This window comes from Lysinibacillus sp. SGAir0095, from assembly GCF_005491425.1.
Classification (GTDB): domain Bacteria; phylum Bacillota; class Bacilli; order Bacillales_A; family Planococcaceae; genus Ureibacillus.
Map to the genome: position 1 here is coordinate 1,454,659 of NZ_CP028083.1, position 22,110 is coordinate 1,476,768.

Below are 22,110 nucleotides of genomic sequence, written 5' to 3' on the forward strand. Positions count from 1 at the left end.
TTTTACAATCTTGTCCTTTTTCCTAAAAAGGACAGGGTCTATATGTTGAATCGTGTTCCATTAGTTCAGTGTGATAAAAAGTATGTTTTTTAATTTATCTGAAATAATATTTACGAGGTGTTACGATGTACAAAATTCGAAAATATTTAATTTTAATTCTTTGTTTGATATCAGCAAGTTGTCTAATAAGCCCTAAGTTACATGCAGAGGCAACTGTTAATTCCCAAGAAATTCAAAAACTACGAGAAGAAAATGAAAGGTTAAAAGGAACTATTGAGGAACTTAAACAACGTATCAATAGCCTGGAACCAGCTCAACCTGAAAATCTTCAAGATCCGCCTTGGGAAAAGTTGCAGTTTCCATCAAAGACATTGCCTATAACAGAGATACTTCATAAGGGAACAAAGATTCCTTTTGATGTAATTGTCGATAAATCTGATTATGTCAGGCCATCTTACGAAAAGCATTGGCACAGTTCAGTAGGTGGGGGAAGATGGAGTAATGTTCCCATGAGGGTACACTATGCACTCAATCGCTTATTTACTACTTATGATATAGGGGTCTCTGCTTGGTATGACTTTGAACATAATATTGGTTTTTCTATACCAATGTTACAAGATCCGCAAGCACTTGATTTGTATATTGTTGTTTTTCAAACAGAAGTAACCAACGTATATACAAAAGGAAATCAAGTTGTGGTTGTTGGTAATCCAAAAAGAGAAGGCGTACAGGTCATAACAATCACAACAGCAGATATTAAACCAGCTGATAAAGCGGAAAACTTACTTGTTCAATTAGTAACCGAAGAAGGGTATGAAATCGATTATTCTATTATTTCATACATTCGACCTGACTTTTGGTCGAAACATGAATAAAATAAAATTCAAGGAACTCAAATGAAAGATATTGGATGGCATCTTTTTTGTTTTATATTTACCTATTTCAATCAAACTGTTCAAAATTTATGCTACAAAAACTAATCCAACGTATAATCGAAATCCAATTTTTAAAGAATGTCGCTAGATTGTTTTTCTTATGGCTAGCCTTTAATTAATTTAAACCATCAGTGGACTTCTTAACTAAAAAATATAAATACCAACAAATAAACTAAATCCAGCCGATATGAAGGACATAATAGCAGATACTTTTCGTTTTTTTCGAATTTCAATTATCCCTGTAAATAATACCATTAATCCTACCAGTATTAGCATGTATGGAAGTATTCCATATTCACGGGTTAATAGAATATAACATGATAAAGCAAATCCTATAATTGCTAAAGTATTTCTTATAATTTTCATCGATATCCCCCATTAGTGGATTTGGCAAGCATGACTCACAAAACCTACCAATATTTTAACATATATAACCAGGTGTTTTAATGGTGTTATTCAACAATAAACCCTAATGAATAATGCGTTTAATATCAGGGAAGTTTAAAAAGTGCTCAAGAATAAGCATAGGCTATTCATTCTATTTTGTAGGAAATTGGATTTCTATTCTAGAATGTATTAATGATATTACTGATGTTTAGTAGTATTGAATATCACGATTCAACAACGAAGATTACTAAATAGTACATCTTAAACTAATTAGACTGATTAAGCATGGATTTATTGGCTTAGTTAGACTTATATAGTTTTCGTACGACGGGTACCGAAGAATTTAAATTCTACCTGTTTGCAGTGCTTTTACCCAATCTATTCTTCCGCATTTCTTACTCTGTAGGATAGCTGCCTCTCGGTTATAAGGAATATGTATATGTTCTATCAGCCAGTCATTTTCTTTTTTTGTTACTATTGTATAATTTGCATGGGGAGTTCCTGACTCCATTTTGTGATAGATTGGTAATTCATCTTCATAGGCTGGTAATCCAACACTACCGGGATTAATCACTATTTTATTATTGGGTAAATATACAACTCTGGGTATATGAGTATGTGCACAAAAAATAATGTTCTGCGAAATGCCATTAACCAACTTTAAAATATCTTCTGTCTTCTTAAGTCTTGAGCCATTTGGACTCATTTCCTCTAATAAATAGCTTTCATCACTAGTGGGAGTACCGTGACAAAAATAAAACTCTTCCGTTTGCAAAGAAAAGGGCAAATTAGCAATCCACTCTTTATGCTCTTCTTCCAACATAGTTTGTACATATTGTACTGTTGGATTTTCTGAATGGATATCTAGTAGGATTCTATCGCAATTGCCCCTAATATTTCGAATATGCTTCTCTTTTACTAATAATTTATAAGTTTCTAGAGGGAAAAGTGGCCCATAAAAGTGGTCACCTAAATTATAGATATCCTTAATACCACGATTCTTAATATCTACTAGCACTGCCTGTAATGCATCGATATTTCCATGTATGTCTGAAATAATTGCCGTTCTCACAAATAAGAGCCCCCTTATTTTCTATTCATCTATTATCTAGCTTACTACCTTTAAATAGTAAACATTCATTAACTTACATTAGTTCGCTCTTCCTATTTCAATATCCATAAAATCACTAAGTCCACTGAGTTTAAACATTCTCATTAATCTTTCAGATAGTACCAATTTCAAATCAACTTTCTCTTTCATTACTCTCTTATATAGTGCAACAATCACTCCAAGACCACAACTATCCATATAATCTACTTTGGAGAAATCCAGTTCTATAAGCATGCCTTCTGTCAAAACGATCAATTCAAATTTATCTTTTAATAAAAGTACTGCATCCATGTCAAATTCACCTTCAAAAAAACCTATTAATAAATGATCAATTTCATGGAATTGTATATTTTGACTCATTTTTTCCCCTCCATAGCTTATTTATTAATTTCCTCTTTCTGAGTTTTTAAACCTTTTCGACCACTTTCTCGTAATTTTTCTACAACTAAACTCCCATTATTTTAAATGTAATCTTTCTTTATATAGGCATCTGAGTTACGGAATTTCCATTAAGTGAAAAGTATCCATAAAAAAACTGTAAAGCCTAAAAAAATATTCCAAATCAAAAAGAAAAAATTTAACCTAATCTATTAAGTAACCCAACGTATTTACTAGTCGCTCTTGAAGGTTAAAAAACTTTCTGCAATGTCTTTCTTTTTTCCCATAGTCCAATAGAAAACTAAAACTTTTCTAATGTTTGCTCCTGTAAATTGGTAATAATTTATTTTTGAAAGGATTATATTATTAGTGTCCTTACAGTGTGTGTGAATGCTAGGGTACCTGATGAGAGAAGGGGACTTCAGCTTAATTTTGATAGGGGGAATATGACTTGAATACATACAGCAAATGGATGTACAAACAATTTTTCAAAAGAGCATTGGATTTTATGATTGCGTTAATGGCCATTCTTTTACTTAGTCCTTTGTACTTAATTGTTGCTATTTTAGTAAGGTTTAAGCTAGGCAGCCCTGTAATCTTTAAACAAGAAAGACCAGGACGGGATGAAAAAATATTTACCCTCTATAAGTTTCGATCCATGACAAATGAACGTGACGAAAAGGGTGAGTTGCTTCCGGAGACTGTCCGACTTACGAAATTCGGTGTTTTCTTAAGATCTACAAGCTTAGACGAGCTGCCCCAATTGTTCAATGTCCTGAAAGGGGAGATGTCCATCATCGGTCCTCGGCCATTAATCGTCTACTACCTCCCTTTATATAATGACCATCAAAAAAGACGCCATGAAGTGAGACCAGGAATAACGGGACTGGCACAGGTAAAGGGAAGAAATTTCATCTCGTGGGAAGAAAAATTTGATCTCGATGTGGAGTATATAGAGAAGCTTTCCTTCTTGAATGATTTAAGAATTGTTCTTTTAACCATTAAAATCGTCCTTGGCCGCAAGGATGTGTATGTCGATGCAGAAAAAATCATGGAAGACTTCAAAGGGAGTAGCGTTCAAAGAGAAGTCTAACGGAAAAATTAGTTGAAATTTTATAGAATAGGAAGTGCATGATTGCTATCCATACTTACGATTGATGAAAAAGAGAGATGGAATGAAATCGTTAAATCGTTTCAAAATTATGATGTCTATTATCTAGCGAGTTATGTGAAAGCTTTTGAACTTCACGGAGATGGTCAGCCTTTACTCGTTTTTTATGAAGATCAAACCATTAGAGCCATTAATGTAGTCATGAAACGAGATCTATCAAAAGACAAGCGGTTTATGGGGAAAATCCCCACAAATACCTTCTTCGATTTTGCTACGCCCTATGGATTCGGGGGATTTCTAATAGACGGAGAAATCAAGGAGGAAGCGGTACAGCGACTCGAGCAAGAATATCGTTCATTCTGTCAGAAAGAAGGCATTGTTACTGAAGTTGTTCGCTTTCATCCCGTGACGAAAAATAGTGAAGCCTTACATACCATCTATGAAATAGCCACCCTTGGAAAAACCATTACAGTCGAAATGGAATCCATGGATCAAATTCAAGAAAATCTCGTTAAAAGCAATAAATATAAAATAAAAAAGTCACTAAAGGCGGGCGTTGAAGTTTCCTGGGGTTGGGACAAAGAGTTAATCGAGGAATTTATAGCACTCTATAATGAGACGATGAAAGGGAATAACGCGACAGATTATTACTATTTCAACCAAGCTTTTTATATGAATGTGCTACAAGAATTAACGGATCAGGCAATGATTGTTTCGGCTGAGTATGAAAAGCAAAAGATTGCCATGGCAATCATTCTTATCTCCAATCAGCAACTCCACTATCATTTGTCTGCTTTAAACAGGGACTTTAGTGAACTTAGACCGATGAATATTTTATTGTATGAAGTAGCGTGCTGGGGATTAAACAACGGCTATAAAACCTTCCATCTTGGAGGAGGTTTGGGGAGTCGTGAAGATAATCTGTATGCGTTTAAAAGGAGTTTTAACAAAAATTCCAATTCGGTATTTAAAATCGGGAAAAAAATATTTTCAGAACGTGATTATGAAATGCTTTTACAAATTCGAAGGGAAGAACCAGACTTTGTCTTAAATGAAAACTACTTTCCTGCATACCGTTCATAAAAAGTGAGCAACTTAACAAAGTGTAGACAAATTCGTTTATCGACTTTGTCTACACGTTTTTTTATATAATTCTATCATAAGAAAGATTACCCAGACTGTCTTGAAAACGCTTGGCAGCCAAGGCACGCAGACGAGCGAAGACGCGAATAGAAGTTGTCTTCATGAGCGGACGAGCGAGACAAGTAACGCAGGATGAAAGCGTTTGTCAACAGTCTGAAAAGGGGCTGCTATCTGAATGATTAGCAGCCCCATGATTATTCGAATATAAGTTCCATCGTAATCTTACCTTGTCCACAGTAAACAAGGTACTCATCATCCTTCGAATAGACTTTACCGAATTCAACTGGTGTTGAAAACTCTTCTTTGGTATAGTCCTGTATTCGCCACTTGGAGACATACTGGGGTATTTCGGTAAAGTCGAATACATCGAGCCAATTTTGAGTTCCTCTAAGTAAGTGCCAGATTCTCTCAATCTCCCATTTTTCCCAATCGATAATGGTAGGAAATTCATTTGGAGAAATTTTTCTGGCACGAACGGTTGGACTGTCTTTCGTCTGTTTTATACGTGGGGCACTATCCTTTTCAATATCAGTAATGGCTTGCAGTAATAACCGAACCCCGTTTTGCGTTTCAAGGATATCGATTAGTTGCTCTTCCGTACAGCCGAGTGGAATCGGATAACTTTCCTGGTAGATAATATCTCCAGTATCTTCTCCTTCATCAATATAGTGAACAGTTATTCCTGGATTTAAATCCATATCATAGAATGTCCAGAAGAATGGATAGCCTCCTCGATACTTTGGCAGGAGGGTAGGGTGCAGGTTAATGCATCCTTTGTTAGGGATGTCCAAAATGTTTTTCTTCAATAATTCTGACATACTGTTGATGACAATAAGATCCGGTTCAAGCTCACGAACCCAAGATTCCAGCAATTCATCGCACCCATTGTCCATATAATAGTAGGGTATCGAGCTTTCCTGACAGAAGCTTTGTAAACTCAAGCTTCGATTAGTTGCATTTTTACTTCTGGACTCGATTACACCTATAATCTGAATGCCTGCTTCGAGTAAAGAGGTAAAAACATTCGTCACACCCATCGTAATGAAAACAACTTTTAAATTTGATTCTATCATGAAGATTCATCTCCTAAGTTTTAACTAGTACTGTTTGCCAGTCCTTAATATGAAAATCTACGTTTCGATTCGTAAAATTATGTTTTACATAGAATCGTTTATTTTTATTTTGATATCGTGATGGATAGTGCCTAGTTTCTCAAGCATTTCATCGGAGGTATGAAATTTCAAAATCATATTTCCAAGTAGCTCATAGCTAGTTGTCGGAGGTGAAAGGTAATCCCCTGGATTGACGAATAGTTCATATTCAACAACATGCTTTTTCAAAAATTCTTCGCTTATGTCGAGTCCATTAAATTGACCTGAATGTTCCTGGTTTACTAGTACATAATCCGCCCAATAGCCCTTTACTTCCTGCATTTCTAAATCACTGCAGTCTTCGCCTAAAGACGCTCTAATGGTATATTCAATCAAATCAATCCCAGTAGCATATTGGACGATTTTAGAATTACACCCTCCACCATTCCGGGGAGCAATTTCGATGATATAGACATTTTCATCCTTATCGATGCGGATATCGAAATTTAATGCACTCGTCTTCATCTCTAATAGAGTTAGGAGCCTTTGAATTTCATCATGTATTTTTTGATGTATCCGCTCATCTCTCAAATAAGGCCAGCTCGCCATAATTGAGATAAACGGATTCCGGTGATCTGTAGAAAATTGCTCATTTGAAAAACAACGAAAAACAAGTTGTCCATCCACAGTAAATCCTTCTCCACCAATATGAGGACCATCGTTTTCAATATATTCTTCCATGATAAAGCGTTTCACTTTGGAGAAATTTAGGGCATGCTCAACTTTTTCCTCCAACAAATCAATCGAGTCAATCATTGATATGCCTCTGCTGCCAGATGAATCTACCGGTTTGATCATTACCGGCAATTTAAATTGATGGAAATCCTTTTTTGCCTCTTCAAAGGAATAGAAACCCTTTGCTTTTGGCACGTTAAAACCGTTTTCCCTCTGGAATTCTCTAAACCTATCTTTATTGGTCAAAAGTTCAACGGCTTTATAGGGATTTGTAGGTAAATCTAACATTTCTGCCACGTACGCGGCAGTTTGGGCACCAGAGTCTGCTCCATAGCAAACGATTCCATCCACCTTTAGGGCTTCTGCTAACTTTAATACGTCCAGTTTGTCTGACGTACTAATACTATAGAATTCATGTGCATATAGCTCTCCGGGAACATTCGAAGAAATATCGCAAAGTATAACATAATGACCAAGCTCCTTTGCTTTTTTTATGGCGGGCACCTGAAGTTGACTGCCGCCAAGCATTAAAAGTTTTTTCAATATACCACCTCATTTTTACTATGACCCAAAACATTCGGTACTGAAATTAAGCATATTACTTAAATCGGCTATACTATTCTATTGCCTACGAACCGAAAAAATGAGTACTAAGTTGTGAATTTTGGATACAACTCCTAGTTATAAAGGTAAGTGTGATTTGAAAAAAGTAAAAGAAATTATTGCAGAAATATGTAGCCGAATATAATAAATTTTGTAAACAAAATGATACGCATTTAGTTCTAACGGTTCAAAGGAATAATATAATATAACTAAAAGTTGAGAGTGATTTCTCTTTTAATTCCTTATTTATAGTCTTTAAGGTTTATTTAAACTACCCATTCACAAAGAGGTGTGATATTGAATCTGACGCTCAGGTACTGGCTCTTTTTTGTAATTGACTCATTGATCGTTCTTTTCGCCATTTTTATAAGTCATTGGCTGGTGAATAACTCGACGACTTTAGACTCTATCATTGCGATTAGCTCCGTTTCGCTGCTAATCACGCATCATATCATGGCCTATTTTTTTCACCTTTATAATCGAATATGGAGTGTCGCATCTGTGAATGAGCTCTTAAATATTGGCTATTTGGTTACGATTTGTATCCTGATAACGAGCTTCATCCAATGGATCATTCAAGGCGATGCCTACTTAAAAGTAATGTTCATTACCTGGTTATTACATATTGTGCTGATTGGCGGGTCACGCTTCTTATTAAGATTGTTCCACGATTTTCGCGGCATGGTAAAACCACAAAATAATATAAAAAGAGTCCTGATTGTTGGGGCAGGTGAAGCTGGTACGCTACTCATCCGGAGCATAAAAAGACATGTCAAGCCTGAATATTTAGTGGTCGCCATAGTGGATGATAATCCCAATAAGCAAAACTTGACGCTAATGGATGTAAAGGTGTGTGGAACAACAAAAGAGATACCGGAAATTGTTCAGGAGAAGAATATCGATGAAATCATTCTAGCCATACCTTCGTTGGGAAAAGAAGAAATGAGCAAATTATATGCCCTTTGCGTGAATACAAATGCAACCATAAAAACGATGCCCAAGATTGAAGATATTGTCATGGGCAAATATAAGGTCAATGATATCCAAGAGATCAACTTCGAGCACTTGCTTGGCCGAGAAGAAGTAAAGCTGAATATGGAGGCAATATCCAACAAGCTCCTAAATAAAGTCATTCTTGTTTCGGGTGCCGGGGGATCCATAGGCTCCGAAATATGTAGACAAGTTGTGCAATTTCAACCAAGAGAAATTATCCTTCTAGGCCATGGAGAAAACTCCATCTATAACATTCATATGGAACTACTAGAAAAGGTGGGAGAAAAACAGATTCAGCTTCTTCCGATCATTGCGGATATACAGGATCGTGAAAAAATCTTTGAAGTGATAGAACACTATCGTCCGGATTTCATCTATCATGCGGCTGCCCATAAGCATGTCCCATTGATGGAATTGAACCCACGAGAGGCAGTGAAAAATAATATTTTCGGTACAAAGAATATAGCCGATGCTGCTCATGCTTTTCATGTTGAAAATTTTGTCATGATTTCAAGTGATAAAGCAGTAAATCCAACAAATGTGATGGGGGCAACTAAACGTATTGCCGAAATGATTATCCAAAACCTGGCCATCTTTAGTGACACAAATTTTACTGCAGTCAGATTTGGCAATGTACTTGGCTCACGTGGCAGTGTCGTCCCTCGATTCAGGTCTCAAATAATTGCTGGTGGCCCAGTAACAGTAACGCATCCAGAGATGACACGTTATTTCATGACGATACCTGAAGCCTCTCGACTCGTCATTCAAGCGGGTGCCCTTGCTCAAGGGGGCGAAGTGTTTGTTTTGGATATGGGTGAACCGATTAAGATAGTCGATCTTGCTAAAAACTTGATTAAATTATGTGGCTATACAGAAAAAGATATAGCTATTCAGTATTCAGGTATCAGGCCAGGGGAAAAATTATATGAAGAGTTGCTGAACGAAGAGGAAATCCAAGAGCAGCATGTGTATCCAAAAATCCATGTTGGCAAAGCGCATGCCATGAGGCCGGATATTTTAGCAGAATTCCTGAACGAATTAGACATCCTGGAAGTGGAAGAAATGAAGGCTAAGGTCATTGATGTTGCCAATGGAAATTGGACAAATACATCATTACAGCCTAGAACAATTGCTTAAAACTTGAAAGATAAAAGAAGAAGATCGGATGTGTCGATGGTAAATCATGATTTTCTGAACAAGGATAAAAGAGATGCTAAACCTAACAAAAATAGAATCTTCCTATCCTCGCCTCATATGAGTGAAGAGGGCTTTGAAATGCGCTATATAAATGAAGCTTTTGAAACGAATTGGATCTCGCCGATGGGAACAAATGTAAACGAATTTGAAAAAGAACTCGCTTCTAAAATTGGTAGTAAATCCGCTGCAGCTCTCTCTTCTGGTACAGCGGCGATTCATATGGCATTAAAAGCAGCAGGAGTCGAGAAGGGTGACATTGTATTTTGTCCAACACTGACGTTTTCCGCAACCGCCAATCCAATTATCTACCAAAATGCGATTCCCGTTTTTATAGACAGTGATTTTGATACATGGAATATGTGTCCCGATGCTTTAGAAAAAGCATTCGAGAAATATCCTGACGTTAAAGCAGTATTGATTGTACATCTTTATGGATTATCGGCCAATATGGATCGCATCATGGAGATTTGCAGCAAGTATAAAGTGCCAGTAATCGAAGATGCGGCAGAAAGTCTGGGAACTTTGTATAAAGGAAAATATACTGGAACTTTTGGGGACTATGGGATTTTTTCATTCAATGGCAATAAAATCATTACCACTTCCGGTGGGGGCATGCTGGTATCGAACAATGAGGAAAGAATTGAAAAGGTAAAATTTTGGGCAACTCAATCAAAAGACCCTGCCAGACACTATCAGCATAGTGAACTTGGCTTTAATTATCGAATAAGTAATATCGTTGCTGGCATTGGCAGAGGGCAACTCAAAGTGTTGGAGCAACGAGTGCAAAAGAAAAAGTATATTTTCGAGTTTTATAGACAAGAGCTAGCAGGGCTTGATTGGGTTGAATTTATGCCAATCAATGACTGGAATGAACCGAATTACTGGCTGAGCTGTATGACAATTCGGGGCAAGTGTACGCCATTAGAACTGATAGAGGCTCTTGAAGATGAAAACATCGAATCCAGACATATCTGGAAGCCTATGCATTTGCAACCCTATTATGAGAACTATGATTTTATTGGAAGTACAGTGGCAGAAGAATTGTTTGCACGAGGTGTTTGCTTACCCTCAGATACAAAAATGACGGATGAGGATTTGTTAAGAATTGTTCACCTACTAAAAAATTTAAGGAGTGCATAAATAGAATGCATCTATTGTAAAGAATCAAATTCATTTTTCCTCTTTATCTATAAAACTATACCTAAGGAGTGTATGAATGAAAAAGGTTTTAATACTTGGAGGATCTTCTGTTCAAATACCAATCATCAAAAAAGCCAGGCAAATGGGGCATTATGTCGTTGTTTGCGACTATTTAGAAGAAAATCCAGGTCGACACTATGCACATGAGTTTCATAATATCTCGACGACTGATAAGGAAAAGCTGTACGACATCGCAGCTAAATTAAATATTGATGCGATTGTCTGTTATTCCTCGGATACCAATGCTGTACCTGCCGCGTATGTATCCGAAAAACTCAGGCTACCGACTCATCCATATAAATCGATCGAGATTCTAACCAATAAAGAAAAATTTCGTGGCTTTCTAAAAGAAAATAACTTCAATACACCACGAGCAAAAGCGTTTTGTTGCTGGAAAAAAGCTGAGGGAGAGATTCATCGTTTTAAGATGCCGGTGATGATTAAACCGGTGGATTCATCGGGAAGTAAAGGGGTTTCCAAAATAGATTCTATCGATTCATTAAAAGAGAAAGTAGAGAATGCTTTAAATTTCTCCAGAGAAAATCGATTTCTGATTGAGGAATTTATAGAGAGTAAAAATTATTACCATGTGGGTGGGGAAGGATTTTCGGTAAATGGCAAGCTCGTTTTTAGAGAATATTATAACGAGCATTTTCCGCTGGAATCGCCAAATCCGTTCGTTTCGATGGGTGCATCTTATCCAATTATGCTATCAGATCAAATCCAGAAAAAAATAGATGCTGAAATACAAAGAGTGCTCCATTTATTAGACATGAAAACGGGTGCCTATAACTTTGAGATTAGAATAGATGATTCGGACCAAGTTTACCTGATCGAGATGGCGCCACGTAATGGAGTGGGCTATCAAAGCCTACTAAAATATACAACCAATTTTGATATAGATGAAAATGTGATTAATGCTGCACTGGGTCATCAGATTCACCATTCACCAAAATATTCAAAAGAGTATTGGGGGATCTATGGATTCTATAGTAATGAAAATGGGATTTTCAAAGGAATCGATATAGAAGAAGAATTTTCTAAAGGGAATATTGTCGAATTTGAACTCTTTGTAGAGCCAGGAGAACAGATTAGTAAACTAAGAGGAGCTCACGATATTTTAGGATGCATGATCTTTAAATTCTCTTGCAAAAAAGAGCTTTTTGAAAAAATCGAAAATATGTCAGAATACGTGAAGGTTTCTCTCGAAGATCGATAGAATGCCATCGTTGGCAGTAAATGTAAACGATGGCATTCAAGGATTACTAGACAAGGTGGATACGAACAAGAACTAGTGAGGAGCAGAATAAAATTTGAAAAAGAAGATTTGGATATTTAATCACTATGCAACCGGGATGTATATCGACCAAGATGGCCGACATTTTAATTTTGCTAAAAATTTACTTGAGCTCGGTCATGAACCCATCATTTTCTGCGCCTCAACAAGTCATAACTCATATGAAGAGATTGAACTGGGTGAAGAAAAATTCAAAACTGACCAAGCAGAAAATATCCCTTTTGTTTTTGTCAAAACACCCCGCTATACAGGAAATGGCGTACAAAGAGTCAAGAATATGCTTGCTTTCTATCGCAATCTTTTTCCTGTTGCAAAAGAATATGCAAAAAATCATGGGAAACCAGCGTGTATTATCGCGTCCAGTGTCCATCCCCTAACGCTCATTGCAGGCATTAAAATTGCAAAAGAATTAGGCGTTCCATGTCTATGTGAAATAAGAGATTTATGGCCTGAATCACTCGTAACCTATGGCATTATCAATAGAAGTAATCTCTTAACCAAGGTCATGTATCTGGGTGAGAAGTGGATCTATAAAAAAGCCGATAAATTAATTTTTACGATGGAGGGCGGAAAAGATTACATCGTTGAGAGGGGGTGGGATTTAGAGAATGGTGGCCCGATTGATTTAACAAAAGTACACCATATCAATAACGGGGTTGACCTAGGTAAGTTTCTTTATAGTATCGAGCATTATAATCTGAACGATGAGGATATTAGCAATAGCCACTATTTTAAGGTCGTCTATACAGGCTCCATCCGAAAGGCAAATAATGTACGAAAAATTGTTGAGATAGCGAGAATCATCCAAGAAAAAGGGGTTAACAACATACAATTTCTCATTTTTGGTGATGGACCAGATAAAGAGATATTAGAGAAATACTGTCTTGAAAAAGGAATCGATAATATTAAGTTTAAGGGCTTTGTAGGGAAAAAATATATCCCGTATATATTGTCCAAATCCAATTTAAATATTGTACAGCTATTCGATCAAAACGATTTAAAACGATTTGGGGCCAGCTTAAATAAAATGTTTGATTACTTTGCAAGTGGCACACCAACCATTTCCGACTGTCTTTTCGGATATGATCTGATCAAAAAATATAACTGTGGAGTAGTCTTGGACAAAGCAACAGTGGACCAATTAGCAGATGCCATTATCGAGATTTCCAAAATGCCAAAACCGCAATATGAAGAGTATTGCAACAATGCACGAATTGCAGCACATGACTACGATTTTAAAGTGTTAACGAAAAAACTTGAAAATCTATTATAAAGAGGGGTAGTCGTATGAGCGTTTTAAAGGAGAAAATATTGAGCAAGAACGCAACACTTGGTGTGATTGGATTGGGCTACGTTGGATTACCCCTTGCTGTTGAAAAAGCAAAAGCAGGCTACAAAACAATTGGATTTGACATCCAAGAAGAACGAGTAGGAATGGTGAATGAGGGCATCAACTATATTGGGGATGTGGTAAATGAAGACCTCAGGGAAATAGTAGACGCCAATTTATTATTGGCTACTACGGATTTTGCACAAGTAGCAACGGCGGATTGTGTATGTATCTGTGTTCCTACACCATTGGATAATTATAAACAACCTGATATTAGCTATGTAAAGGCGTCGGCAGAAAGCATTGTTCCTTATATGCATAAAGACATGATGATTATTTTAGAATCGACAACATATCCAGGGACAACAGAGGAACTGCTTAAACCAATTTTTGAATCAACTGGCTTAATCTGCGGCAAAGATTTTTTCCTTGCCTTTTCGCCAGAACGAGTTGACCCTGGAAACTTGCACTATAAAACAAAAAATACACCAAAAGTTGTTGGTGGTGTAACAGAGATGTGTACAGATCTTGCGGCGACACTTTACGAGAGTATTTTAGAGGCACCCATTCATCGGGTTTCTACTCCTGCAATCGCCGAAATGGAAAAAATACTAGAGAACACTTATCGAAATGTAAACATTGGGCTTGTGAATGAGTTAAGCATTTTATGCAACAAAATGGGCATTAATTTCTGGGAAGTGGTAGAGGCGGCAAAATCCAAACCCTATGGATTTCAAGCTTTTTACCCTGGACCAGGCCTAGGGGGACATTGCATTCCGTTAGATCCATATTATTTATCGTGGAAAGCACGAGAATATGGCTTCCATACATCCATGATTGAATCCTCCATGATCATCAATGACCGAATGCCGGAATATTGTGTAGAGCGAGCAAGTAAAATACTAAATAAAAATAAAATCGCCTTACACGGATCTAAGATTCTCGTATTAGGTGTCGCTTATAAGCAAGACATCGATGATTACCGGGAAAGTCCAGCTCTCAAAGTGATTGAATGCTTGGAAAAAGAGGGAGCAGAAGTGCTATTTTACGACCCTTATATCCTTGAATATTACGATAAGGGTGTTCCTAAAAAAGGTGAACCCTACTTAACGGCGGAGCTAATCGTCGGAGCAGATCTTGTGATGATTACGACGGCTCATACAACATTGGATTACAATTATATCCAGCAACATGCGAAGGTTATTTTTGACACAAAGAACGCAATGGTAGATGTACAATATCGAGAAAATATTGAATTATTATAAAGGAGCGCCTATGGAATTTACAATCGACGCCTATGTGAATTTATTGGAATTGTTGAAAGAACGAGAGTTCAGCTTTTGCTTCTATGAAGATGAGTGTGACCAAAAATCCGTCATACTTAGACATGATGTAGATTTCTCCATAGACAAAGCCTTGGAAATCGCAAAAATAGAATCTAGGAACGGTGTAAAATCAACGTATTTTATCCTATTATCGACTAATTTCTATAACGTTTTTTCAAAACAGTCCTATGAAAAATTACACCAAATCATTGATTTAGGCCATGAGATAGGGTTACATTTCGATGAAACACGATACGAGATTACTACCATTGGAGAAATGAAACAGTATGTTGAAAAAGAAGCAGCCATTCTCGAAAATTTACTAAACACGAAAGTTAGAGTCGTTTCAATGCATCGTCCCTCAAAGTTCACTTTAAACAACGACATACAATTTGACCAACTAATCAACTCCTACTCCAAAAAATACTTTAAAGAAATGAAATATGTATCTGATTCAAGAATGCATTGGCGAGAAGACCCAATGGAAGCAATTGAATCCAATCAATATGAAAAATTGCATATCCTGACACATCCTTTCTGGTATTCCACTGAAAATGAAGCAATGGATGTTAAGCTGCTGGAATTTATGAAAAATGCAGTAACGGAAAGATTTGATTTTATAAATGATAATTTTAGAGATTTAGAACAGGTGATTAGCAGGAAGGAGATCGTCATTTGATTCCTGTAAAAGAGATACTCGATTTCTTGAATTCTGCTAATTTGCCTTACGCATATATTGGCGATGAAGATCTTTCCATCAACAGCTACGCGTCACTTGAGAAAACGGATCGAAACAAAATCTCCTGGATTAAAGATGAAACAAAAATTGGCGCTGTTTACGAAAAGGATATTAGTGAATCATTAATCGTAGTCGGAAGATTTGATACAAGCAGTCTAGTAAACGGGAATCTCATCCTATGCGAGAATCCAAAACAAGTGTTTTTTACCATACTGGATGCTTTTTTCAACAACAAATCAAAGTCAGCATATACTAGTCCCACATCGATTGTGGAAACAACGCACATCGGTCGGAACGTCAGAATCGGTCACTCCTGCTATATCGGTCCTGAAGTGGTAATAGGCGATAACGTAGAAATCAAACATCATGTCTCCATTGAAGGAAAAGTAACCATCGGAAAAAATACTACCATCAATTCAGGGGTAGTGATGGGGGCGGATGGTTTCGGATACTTTCAAGATTTAGAGGGAACAAATGTAAAGGTACCGCATTTCGGTGGGATTGTGATTGGAGAAAAAGTTGAAATAGGTGCGAATACTTGTATTAACAGAGGCACATTGGATGATACGAAAATAGGAAATAATGTTAAGATTAATAACCTTTGTCATATCGGACATAATGTCATCGTAGAGGAGAATGTGTTGCTCGGCGCATTATCAAGTATTTCTGGAAGTGTCCGAGTAAAGAGAAATGTCTATATTGCTCCTGCTGTAACGATTCTCAACCAGCTTTCAATTGGGGAAAATAGTTTTATCGGGGCAGGTTCTGTCGTCGTAAAAGATGTGGAAGATCATGTCGTTGTTGTGGGGGTTCCTGGGAAAATAACAAAAAGACTCGAGGTTGAGCATTGACAAATTTAAAATATGCGATTATTGGATGCGGAAGAATTTCACCCAATCATATAGCAGCAGCAGTGGATAATCAGCTAGACATCGTCGCGCTATGTGATCTGGAAGAACAGAAAATGGATGACATAATGTCGAACTTCCATTTACCAAATTCGGTTCAAAAATATGTAGATTATAAAGAAATGCTGGCATATGAAAAACTTGATTTAGTCGCCATTTGTACAGAAAGTGGAAAACACGGTCAAATCGCTCTGGATTGCCTTGATGCAGGGGTCAACTTAATCATTGAAAAACCAATCGCCCTCTCTTTAGAAGAAGCTGATCAGATCATCGAACTTGCAAGGGCGAATAATCTAAAGGTGAGTGCATGTCATCAAAATCGATTTAATAAGTCCGTACAGAAAATGCGTGAGGCAGTAGTGGATGGACGCTTCGGAAAGCTTCTGCATGGAACTGCACACATTCGCTGGAACCGTGGTGAAGGTTATTACAAGCAAGCCTCATGGCGTGGTACTTGGGAGCAAGATGGCGGCGCGCTAATGAATCAATGTATCCATAATATTGATCTCTTAAGATGGATGATGGGTGATGAAATCGTCGAAGTAATTGGCATGACCGATAATTTACTCCATGACTATATCGAGGGAGAAGATTTAGGTATGGCCTTGATCAGGTTTGCAAATGGCAGCTATGGCATCATTGAAGGGACAACCAATATTTATCCTCAAAATTTAGAAGAAGCTCTCTATATTTTTGGGGAGCAGGGTACAGCAAAACTCGGTGGAAAGTCAGTGAACCTAATTGAAGAATGGTTGTTTGCAGATCACTTGGACGCTTCAGAAGAAGTCAAAACAGCTTACTCAGAAGACCCGCCTACAGTTTATGGGTTCGGGCATACACCGCTTTATACAGATGTTGTCCATGCAATTGAATATGACCTAGAGCCCTATGTGACAGCTGAAGATGGGAGGAGAGCATTGGAGTTAGTCCTTGCCATTTATAAATCCTCATCTGAAAAAAGAAGTGTCCAACTCCCATTAGACAGTGTGTGTACAATCGATTTCAAACCAACGATTAGTCGGGCTGGAGGAACTTCATGACGGACCGAGAAAAATACCGCCAATTTAGTGAAACAGAAAAAACCATTCCGTTATTTTCAAAAGGCTGGTGGATGGACGCGGTTTGCCAAGAAAATTGGGATGCCATCTTAATCGAAGAAAATGGTCAAGTGGTTGCATCTTTACCATACTATCTCGCTATATCAGAGGAAAGAAAAGAAATACAAAAGGCGATTTTAACCCAGACAAACGGAATCTGGATGGCTTATCCGACAAACCAAAAATATGAAAAAAAACTCGCATATGAAACGAAGCTAATGAATCTCGTCATAGATGAAATCGAACAACTTGAATTAGCTAAATACCAGCAATATTTCCATTACTCCATCACTAACTGGCTTCCTTTTTACTGGCGCGGCTACTCCCAAACGACAAGATATACGTATGTCATCCAAAACACCAAGAATTTAGAAGGGGTCTATCAAAATTTCAGTTCAAACATCCGGAAATGCATTCGTAAAGCTATGAAACTAGTAGAAATAAAAGAGGACATCGAAATAGAGGAATTCTACCACTTAAATAAATTGACTTTCGAACGGCAAGATTTGGAGATTCCTTATTCCTACGACGTTGTGAAAAGATTGGATGAGGAATGCAAGAAAAGAAATGCATGTAAAACCTACTATTGTGTGGATGAGCATGATCAGATCCATTCAGCAATCTATTTTGTGTGGGATGAGGACTCGGTTTATTACTTAATGTCAGGGTCTAATCCAGATTTTCGGCACACCCAATCCCTGACGCTGTTATTATATGAAGGCATTAAATTAGCCAATAAGCTGAATAAACAGTTTAACTTTGAAGGCAGCATGAAAAAAAAGATCGAACATCACTTCCGACAATTCGGCGCAGAGCAGATGCCCTATCATAATATTTATAAAACGTATTAAGTGCTCCTTCAACATTACTATTAGTAGATTGAATTATGGAAGTAAGAGAAGTGATAGATCTGAATTTAGGGGGGCAAAGAGACGATGCAATTTAGAGATTTGCAGGCTCAATATAAACTGTACAAAACAAAAATAGATCACGCGATTCAAAACGTCTTGGCGGATGCACATTTTATAGAAGGAAAAGAAGTGAAAGAACTTGAAGAACAACTGGCTGTCTATGTTGGAGTAAAGCATTGCATCACTTGTGCAAATGGAACAGATGCTTTGCAGCTTGCCTTAATGGCATGGGGGATTCAAGAGGGGGACGCTGTTTTTGTACCAGATTTTACTTACTTTGCAACAAGTGAAGTTGTTTCCCTATGTGGGGCTACTCCAATATTTGTAGACGTATGTCCCGATACATTTAACATGGACCCCGTTAAACTCGAACTAGCTATTCGTCAAACAATCGATGAAGGAAAGCTCAAGCCAAAGGTAATTATCCCGGTCGACTTATTTGGGTTACCTGCTGACTACGTGCAGATTGAAGAAATCGCCAGAACCTATTCCTTGTACGTTTTAGAAGACGGAGCCCAAGGATTTGGTGGAATGGTAAACAAAAAAAGAGCATGTAGTTTTGGAGATGTGGCCACGACTTCCTTTTTCCCTGCGAAACCATTAGGCTGCTACGGAGATGGTGGGGCAATCTTTACCGATGATGATCAAGTTGCCGAACTCATCAAGTCATTGAAAAATCACGGAAAAGGCACGGACAAGTACGACAATATTCGTATTGGACTAAATTCTAGACTGGATACGATTCAGGCTGCAGTACTAAAAATAAAGCTGGAGGCATTTATTCAACATGAACTTGAGGATGTCAGCCGAATTTATGAGTACTATACGAATAAACTTCGTGTTTATGTTGAAGTGCCGATCATTCCGGATGGCTATACTTCTAGTTTTGCTCAATATACCATTAAATTAGAGAATCAGAAGCAAAGAGATGGCTTACAGGAATACCTAAAACAAAATCATATTCCGAGCATGATTTACTATGCCAAACCAATGCATCAACAAGCTGCGTATGCGGATTTCCATTTAGAGGATCAGGATTTCACGGTTTCGAGTGAGCTTAGTAAACGTGTGCTTTCACTGCCCATGCATCCATATCTGACAGAGAATGAAATGGAGCAAGTCTCAAACACAATTATTCAGTATCTTGAAAAGAGTAAATTACTTCAATAGAAAAATTTAGATGGGAGGGAATTGGCATAAAAAAAGTATGTCACATAACGAGTGTGCATCAAAGATATGATATAAGAATCTTTGAAAAGGAATGTAAATCACTCGTTAAAAGTGGGTTTGATGTATCGTTGATCGTGAATGATGATTTGCCTGACGAAGAAGTGGACAAGATTAAAATCTATTCAACCAATTTTCAACCAAAGAACAGATTGAATCGAATGCTCAACTCAAACAAAAAAATATTCGAGAAAGCGCTGGAAGTGAATGCCGATATCTATCACTTTCATGATCCGGAGCTACTGCCATTAGGAAATAAACTTAAAAAGTTAGGGAAAAGCGTCATTTTTGATTCACACGAAAATTACACAATTCAAATAAATGGAAAAGACTATATTCCAGCAATTCTTAGAAAAATTATTTCAAAGCTCTATTTCTATTACGAAACCTATTCCATAAGGAAGTACGATGCCGTTATTTTTCCCTGCACCTACAACTCCCAAGATCCTTTTGAAAATCGTGCTGTTCGAACAGTATTTATCGATAATTTTCCAATGCTGGAAGAACTCTATCATATCTTTGACGAATCCACACATAAGGAAAAGGATGCGATTTGCTATGTGGGTACCTTAACTGAAGACCGGGGTATTACCAATATCATGGAAGCAGCCCACAAAGCAGAAGTCAAATTGGTATTAGGCGGTATTTTTACTTCGGAAAGTTATGAGCAGGAAGTAAATAATCGATCAGAGTTTTCCTGTGTCGATTATCGGGGTTATTTAAATCGGAAAGAGGTACTCGAGATTTACCGCAAGTGTCAAATTGGTTTGTCCACGCTATTAAATGTAGGTCAGTATAATAAAGGGGATCACTTTCCAACAAAGGTCTATGAATATATGGCCATGGGCTTGCCAGTCATCCTGACAGATTCCAAGCATGTCAGAGAAGTGTTAAAGACGTACGAAATTGGTATTCCCGTCAATCCCGATGACCCTAAGGAAATTTCAGAAGCGATTTTGTACTTACTGAAGAACCCGGAACTCGCTAAAAAAATGGGGAAAGATGGCCGCTTAGCCATTAAGGAGAAATTTAACTGGGGCATCGAAGAGCAGAAATTAATTTCTTTATATGAAAGCTTGTAATGGATGAACTGATTATTAACGAAAGACACTAATGGAAATTCCAAATTTAATAAGTTAGAAGGTGGAGGCTACTTATGGATTTCCCAAATGATGAAGTTGCGCAGAGTAAAGAAGATCTAGAAGATAAAAAAATTAGCATGGTGATCCTGTCCTCCACTGTTATACTTACGGTTCAATTTTTCCTATTAATCTCATTTGATCTCATGGATTCCTCGCTGGGGTCAATGGTACAAACCCTTTCAAAGGGACTGGTAGGCATACTTTTACTGTATACGTTTCCGATTATCCTAAAAAGAAGTTTGGGGCTTTTTATCGTCGTATACTATATTGCTATTTTGATATTTTCACTTCATTACTTATTGTTTCCACAAAATCAGGAGTACATGTCAGATTTGATTTTTCCATTTTTCTTCATGTGCCTACCGATTTTTATTTACTCGCGGAGCTTAGAAAATTGGGGGATTTTTAAGCAAACAATGACCAAGGCAAGTGTAATCATCTTCGTGCTGGGGCTTATTCTTGGAATTCAAATTGTTTCAGGAGCAGCATCGGTAGGTGATTACAGCATGACGTTAAGCTATTATTTGTTGTTGCCGTCCATTATTTTTGTCGATAAACTACTAGATCAATTTTCGATAAGCTCTCTCGTTGTTTCGGTCCTTTCGATTGTTATTATTTTATCGATAGGCTCGAGAGGAGCTATCATGTGCATTGGTGTATTTGTTTTGTTGAAGCTGATTAAGCCAAATGCTGAAATTCCTTTAACTAAATCGAGAGTATTTCTCTATATTGTTTTATTGGTCTCTACTAGTTTGATCTTGCTTAATTTTAAAAGTATCTTACTTTCTATAGATAATTTACTCGGAGAATACGGGATTCATAGTCGGAGTATCAGGCTGTTCCTTGCGCCGGAAGTGAGTTTGAGTGGGCGAGAGGGGATTTACGAGAAGGTGCTGGCTGCCATCGGAGAACATCCTATCCTAGGAATCGGACTCGCTGGCGATCGCCAAATTACGAATGGGGTTTATGCCCATAACCTTCTACTAGAGGTACTTATAAATTTTGGAGTTGTACTTGGATCGCTCCTCATTGTTTTTTTACTCGTTATCATGCTAAAAACGTTATTCGTCAGGGACCTGAAAGTATACAATATGTTGATAATGTGGATTAGCATAGGTCTAGTGAGTTTGTTTGTCAGTGGGTCTTATTTAACGGAACTCAATTTTTGGATTTTTCTTGGGTTGATATTGAGCTATTACAAACAAAAGAGTTATCGAAAAACTAGACAATGACCCCATAAGAGTTGAAGT

20 protein-coding genes are annotated in these 22,110 nt (G+C 37.3%); 15 read left to right on the forward strand and 5 right to left on the reverse strand.

Annotated elements, in window-relative coordinates; all coding sequences use genetic code 11:
• Positions 1 to 125 precede the first annotated feature (125 nt).
• Positions 126 to 875 (forward strand): hypothetical protein, encoded by a 750-nt coding sequence (locus C1N55_RS07175; protein WP_240758398.1) that lies wholly within the window; start codon positions 126 to 128, stop codon positions 873 to 875.
• Positions 876 to 1,079: 204 nt separating this feature from the next.
• Here the strand turns inward: C1N55_RS07175 and C1N55_RS07180 are convergent, their stop codons facing one another.
• The 3 genes from C1N55_RS07180 to C1N55_RS07190 form a co-directional block, all read right to left on the reverse strand.
• Entirely contained in the window at positions 1,080 to 1,301 is a 222-nt protein-coding gene (locus tag C1N55_RS07180; protein WP_137728186.1) for a YczI family protein, read from the reverse strand.
• A gap of 364 nt (positions 1,302 to 1,665) precedes the next feature.
• Positions 1,666 to 2,394 carry a metallophosphoesterase family protein gene (locus tag C1N55_RS07185; protein WP_137728187.1) on the reverse strand — a complete coding sequence of 243 codons (729 nt, stop codon included), beginning with the start codon at positions 2,392 to 2,394 and terminating at the stop codon, positions 1,666 to 1,668.
• A 78-nt stretch (positions 2,395 to 2,472) separates the two neighbouring features.
• On the reverse strand, positions 2,473 to 2,793 hold the full coding sequence (locus tag C1N55_RS07190) for an STAS domain-containing protein (RefSeq protein WP_137728188.1): 321 nt from the start codon (positions 2,791 to 2,793) through the stop codon (positions 2,473 to 2,475).
• Between the two features lie 490 nt (positions 2,794 to 3,283).
• Here C1N55_RS07190 and C1N55_RS07195 point away from each other — a divergent pair, with 490 nt between their 5' ends.
• Positions 3,284 to 3,904, forward strand: coding sequence for a sugar transferase (locus C1N55_RS07195; protein ID WP_137730570.1), 621 nt, complete (start codon positions 3,284 to 3,286; stop codon positions 3,902 to 3,904).
• 42 nt (positions 3,905 to 3,946) lie between these two features.
• On the forward strand, positions 3,947 to 5,005 hold the full coding sequence (locus C1N55_RS07200; protein WP_137728189.1) for a lipid II:glycine glycyltransferase FemX: 1,059 nt from the start codon (positions 3,947 to 3,949) through the stop codon (positions 5,003 to 5,005).
• Between the two features lie 254 nt (positions 5,006 to 5,259).
• Here the strand turns inward: C1N55_RS07200 and C1N55_RS07205 are convergent, their stop codons facing one another.
• Positions 5,260 to 6,138 (reverse strand): methionyl-tRNA formyltransferase, encoded by an 879-nt coding sequence (locus tag C1N55_RS07205; protein ID WP_137728190.1) that lies wholly within the window; start codon positions 6,136 to 6,138, stop codon positions 5,260 to 5,262.
• Between the two features lie 84 nt (positions 6,139 to 6,222).
• Positions 6,223 to 7,434 (reverse strand): ATP-grasp domain-containing protein, encoded by a 1,212-nt coding sequence (locus C1N55_RS07210; protein WP_205758520.1) that lies wholly within the window; start codon positions 7,432 to 7,434, stop codon positions 6,223 to 6,225.
• 561 nt (positions 7,435 to 7,995) lie between these two features.
• Between C1N55_RS07210 and C1N55_RS07215 the strand changes: the two genes are divergently transcribed.
• The 12 genes from C1N55_RS07215 to C1N55_RS07270 all read left to right on the forward strand — a co-directional run bounded on the left by C1N55_RS07215 (position 7,996) and on the right by C1N55_RS07270 (position 22,092).
• Positions 7,996 to 9,624: a polysaccharide biosynthesis protein gene (locus C1N55_RS07215; RefSeq protein WP_240758400.1), complete on the forward strand. Its 1,629-nt coding sequence runs from the start codon at positions 7,996 to 7,998 to the stop codon at positions 9,622 to 9,624.
• A gap of 36 nt (positions 9,625 to 9,660) precedes the next feature.
• Entirely contained in the window at positions 9,661 to 10,824 is a 1,164-nt protein-coding gene (locus C1N55_RS07220) for a DegT/DnrJ/EryC1/StrS family aminotransferase (protein ID WP_137730571.1), read from the forward strand.
• 76 nt (positions 10,825 to 10,900) lie between these two features.
• Positions 10,901 to 12,103, forward strand: coding sequence for an ATP-grasp domain-containing protein (locus C1N55_RS07225; RefSeq protein ID WP_137728193.1), 1,203 nt, complete (start codon positions 10,901 to 10,903; stop codon positions 12,101 to 12,103).
• Positions 12,104 to 12,197: 94 nt separating this feature from the next.
• Positions 12,198 to 13,454, forward strand: a complete 1,257-nt coding sequence (locus C1N55_RS07230; protein WP_137728194.1) for a glycosyltransferase family 4 protein — start codon at positions 12,198 to 12,200, stop codon at positions 13,452 to 13,454.
• Between the two features lie 14 nt (positions 13,455 to 13,468).
• Positions 13,469 to 14,776 (forward strand): nucleotide sugar dehydrogenase, encoded by a 1,308-nt coding sequence (locus C1N55_RS07235; protein WP_137728195.1) that lies wholly within the window; start codon positions 13,469 to 13,471, stop codon positions 14,774 to 14,776.
• Positions 14,777 to 14,786: 10 nt separating this feature from the next.
• Positions 14,787 to 15,515: a polysaccharide deacetylase family protein gene (locus C1N55_RS07240; protein ID WP_137728196.1), complete on the forward strand. Its 729-nt coding sequence runs from the start codon at positions 14,787 to 14,789 to the stop codon at positions 15,513 to 15,515.
• Positions 15,512 to 16,426 carry a DapH/DapD/GlmU-related protein gene (locus tag C1N55_RS07245; RefSeq protein ID WP_137728197.1) on the forward strand — a complete coding sequence of 305 codons (915 nt, stop codon included), beginning with the start codon at positions 15,512 to 15,514 and terminating at the stop codon, positions 16,424 to 16,426. Before C1N55_RS07240 ends, C1N55_RS07245 begins: the two co-directional genes overlap by 4 nt.
• Positions 16,423 to 17,523 carry a Gfo/Idh/MocA family protein gene (locus C1N55_RS07250; RefSeq protein WP_137728198.1) on the forward strand — a complete coding sequence of 367 codons (1,101 nt, stop codon included), beginning with the start codon at positions 16,423 to 16,425 and terminating at the stop codon, positions 17,521 to 17,523. The genes C1N55_RS07245 and C1N55_RS07250 overlap by 4 nt, the downstream gene beginning before the upstream one ends.
• Positions 17,520 to 18,431: a GNAT family N-acetyltransferase gene (locus C1N55_RS07255; RefSeq protein WP_137728199.1), complete on the forward strand. Its 912-nt coding sequence runs from the start codon at positions 17,520 to 17,522 to the stop codon at positions 18,429 to 18,431. Before C1N55_RS07250 ends, C1N55_RS07255 begins: the two co-directional genes overlap by 4 nt.
• 84 nt (positions 18,432 to 18,515) lie before the next feature.
• On the forward strand, positions 18,516 to 19,661 hold the full coding sequence (locus C1N55_RS07260) for a DegT/DnrJ/EryC1/StrS family aminotransferase (protein WP_137728200.1): 1,146 nt from the start codon (positions 18,516 to 18,518) through the stop codon (positions 19,659 to 19,661).
• A 53-nt stretch (positions 19,662 to 19,714) separates the two neighbouring features.
• Positions 19,715 to 20,800, forward strand: a complete 1,086-nt coding sequence (locus tag C1N55_RS07265; protein ID WP_255502489.1) for a glycosyltransferase family 4 protein — start codon at positions 19,715 to 19,717, stop codon at positions 20,798 to 20,800.
• Between the two features lie 74 nt (positions 20,801 to 20,874).
• The gene (locus C1N55_RS07270; RefSeq protein WP_137728201.1) at positions 20,875 to 22,092 is read left to right on the forward strand and encodes an O-antigen ligase family protein; all 1,218 of its coding nucleotides are present in this window, start codon (positions 20,875 to 20,877) and stop codon (positions 22,090 to 22,092) included.
• Positions 22,093 to 22,110: the final 18 nt, after the last annotated feature.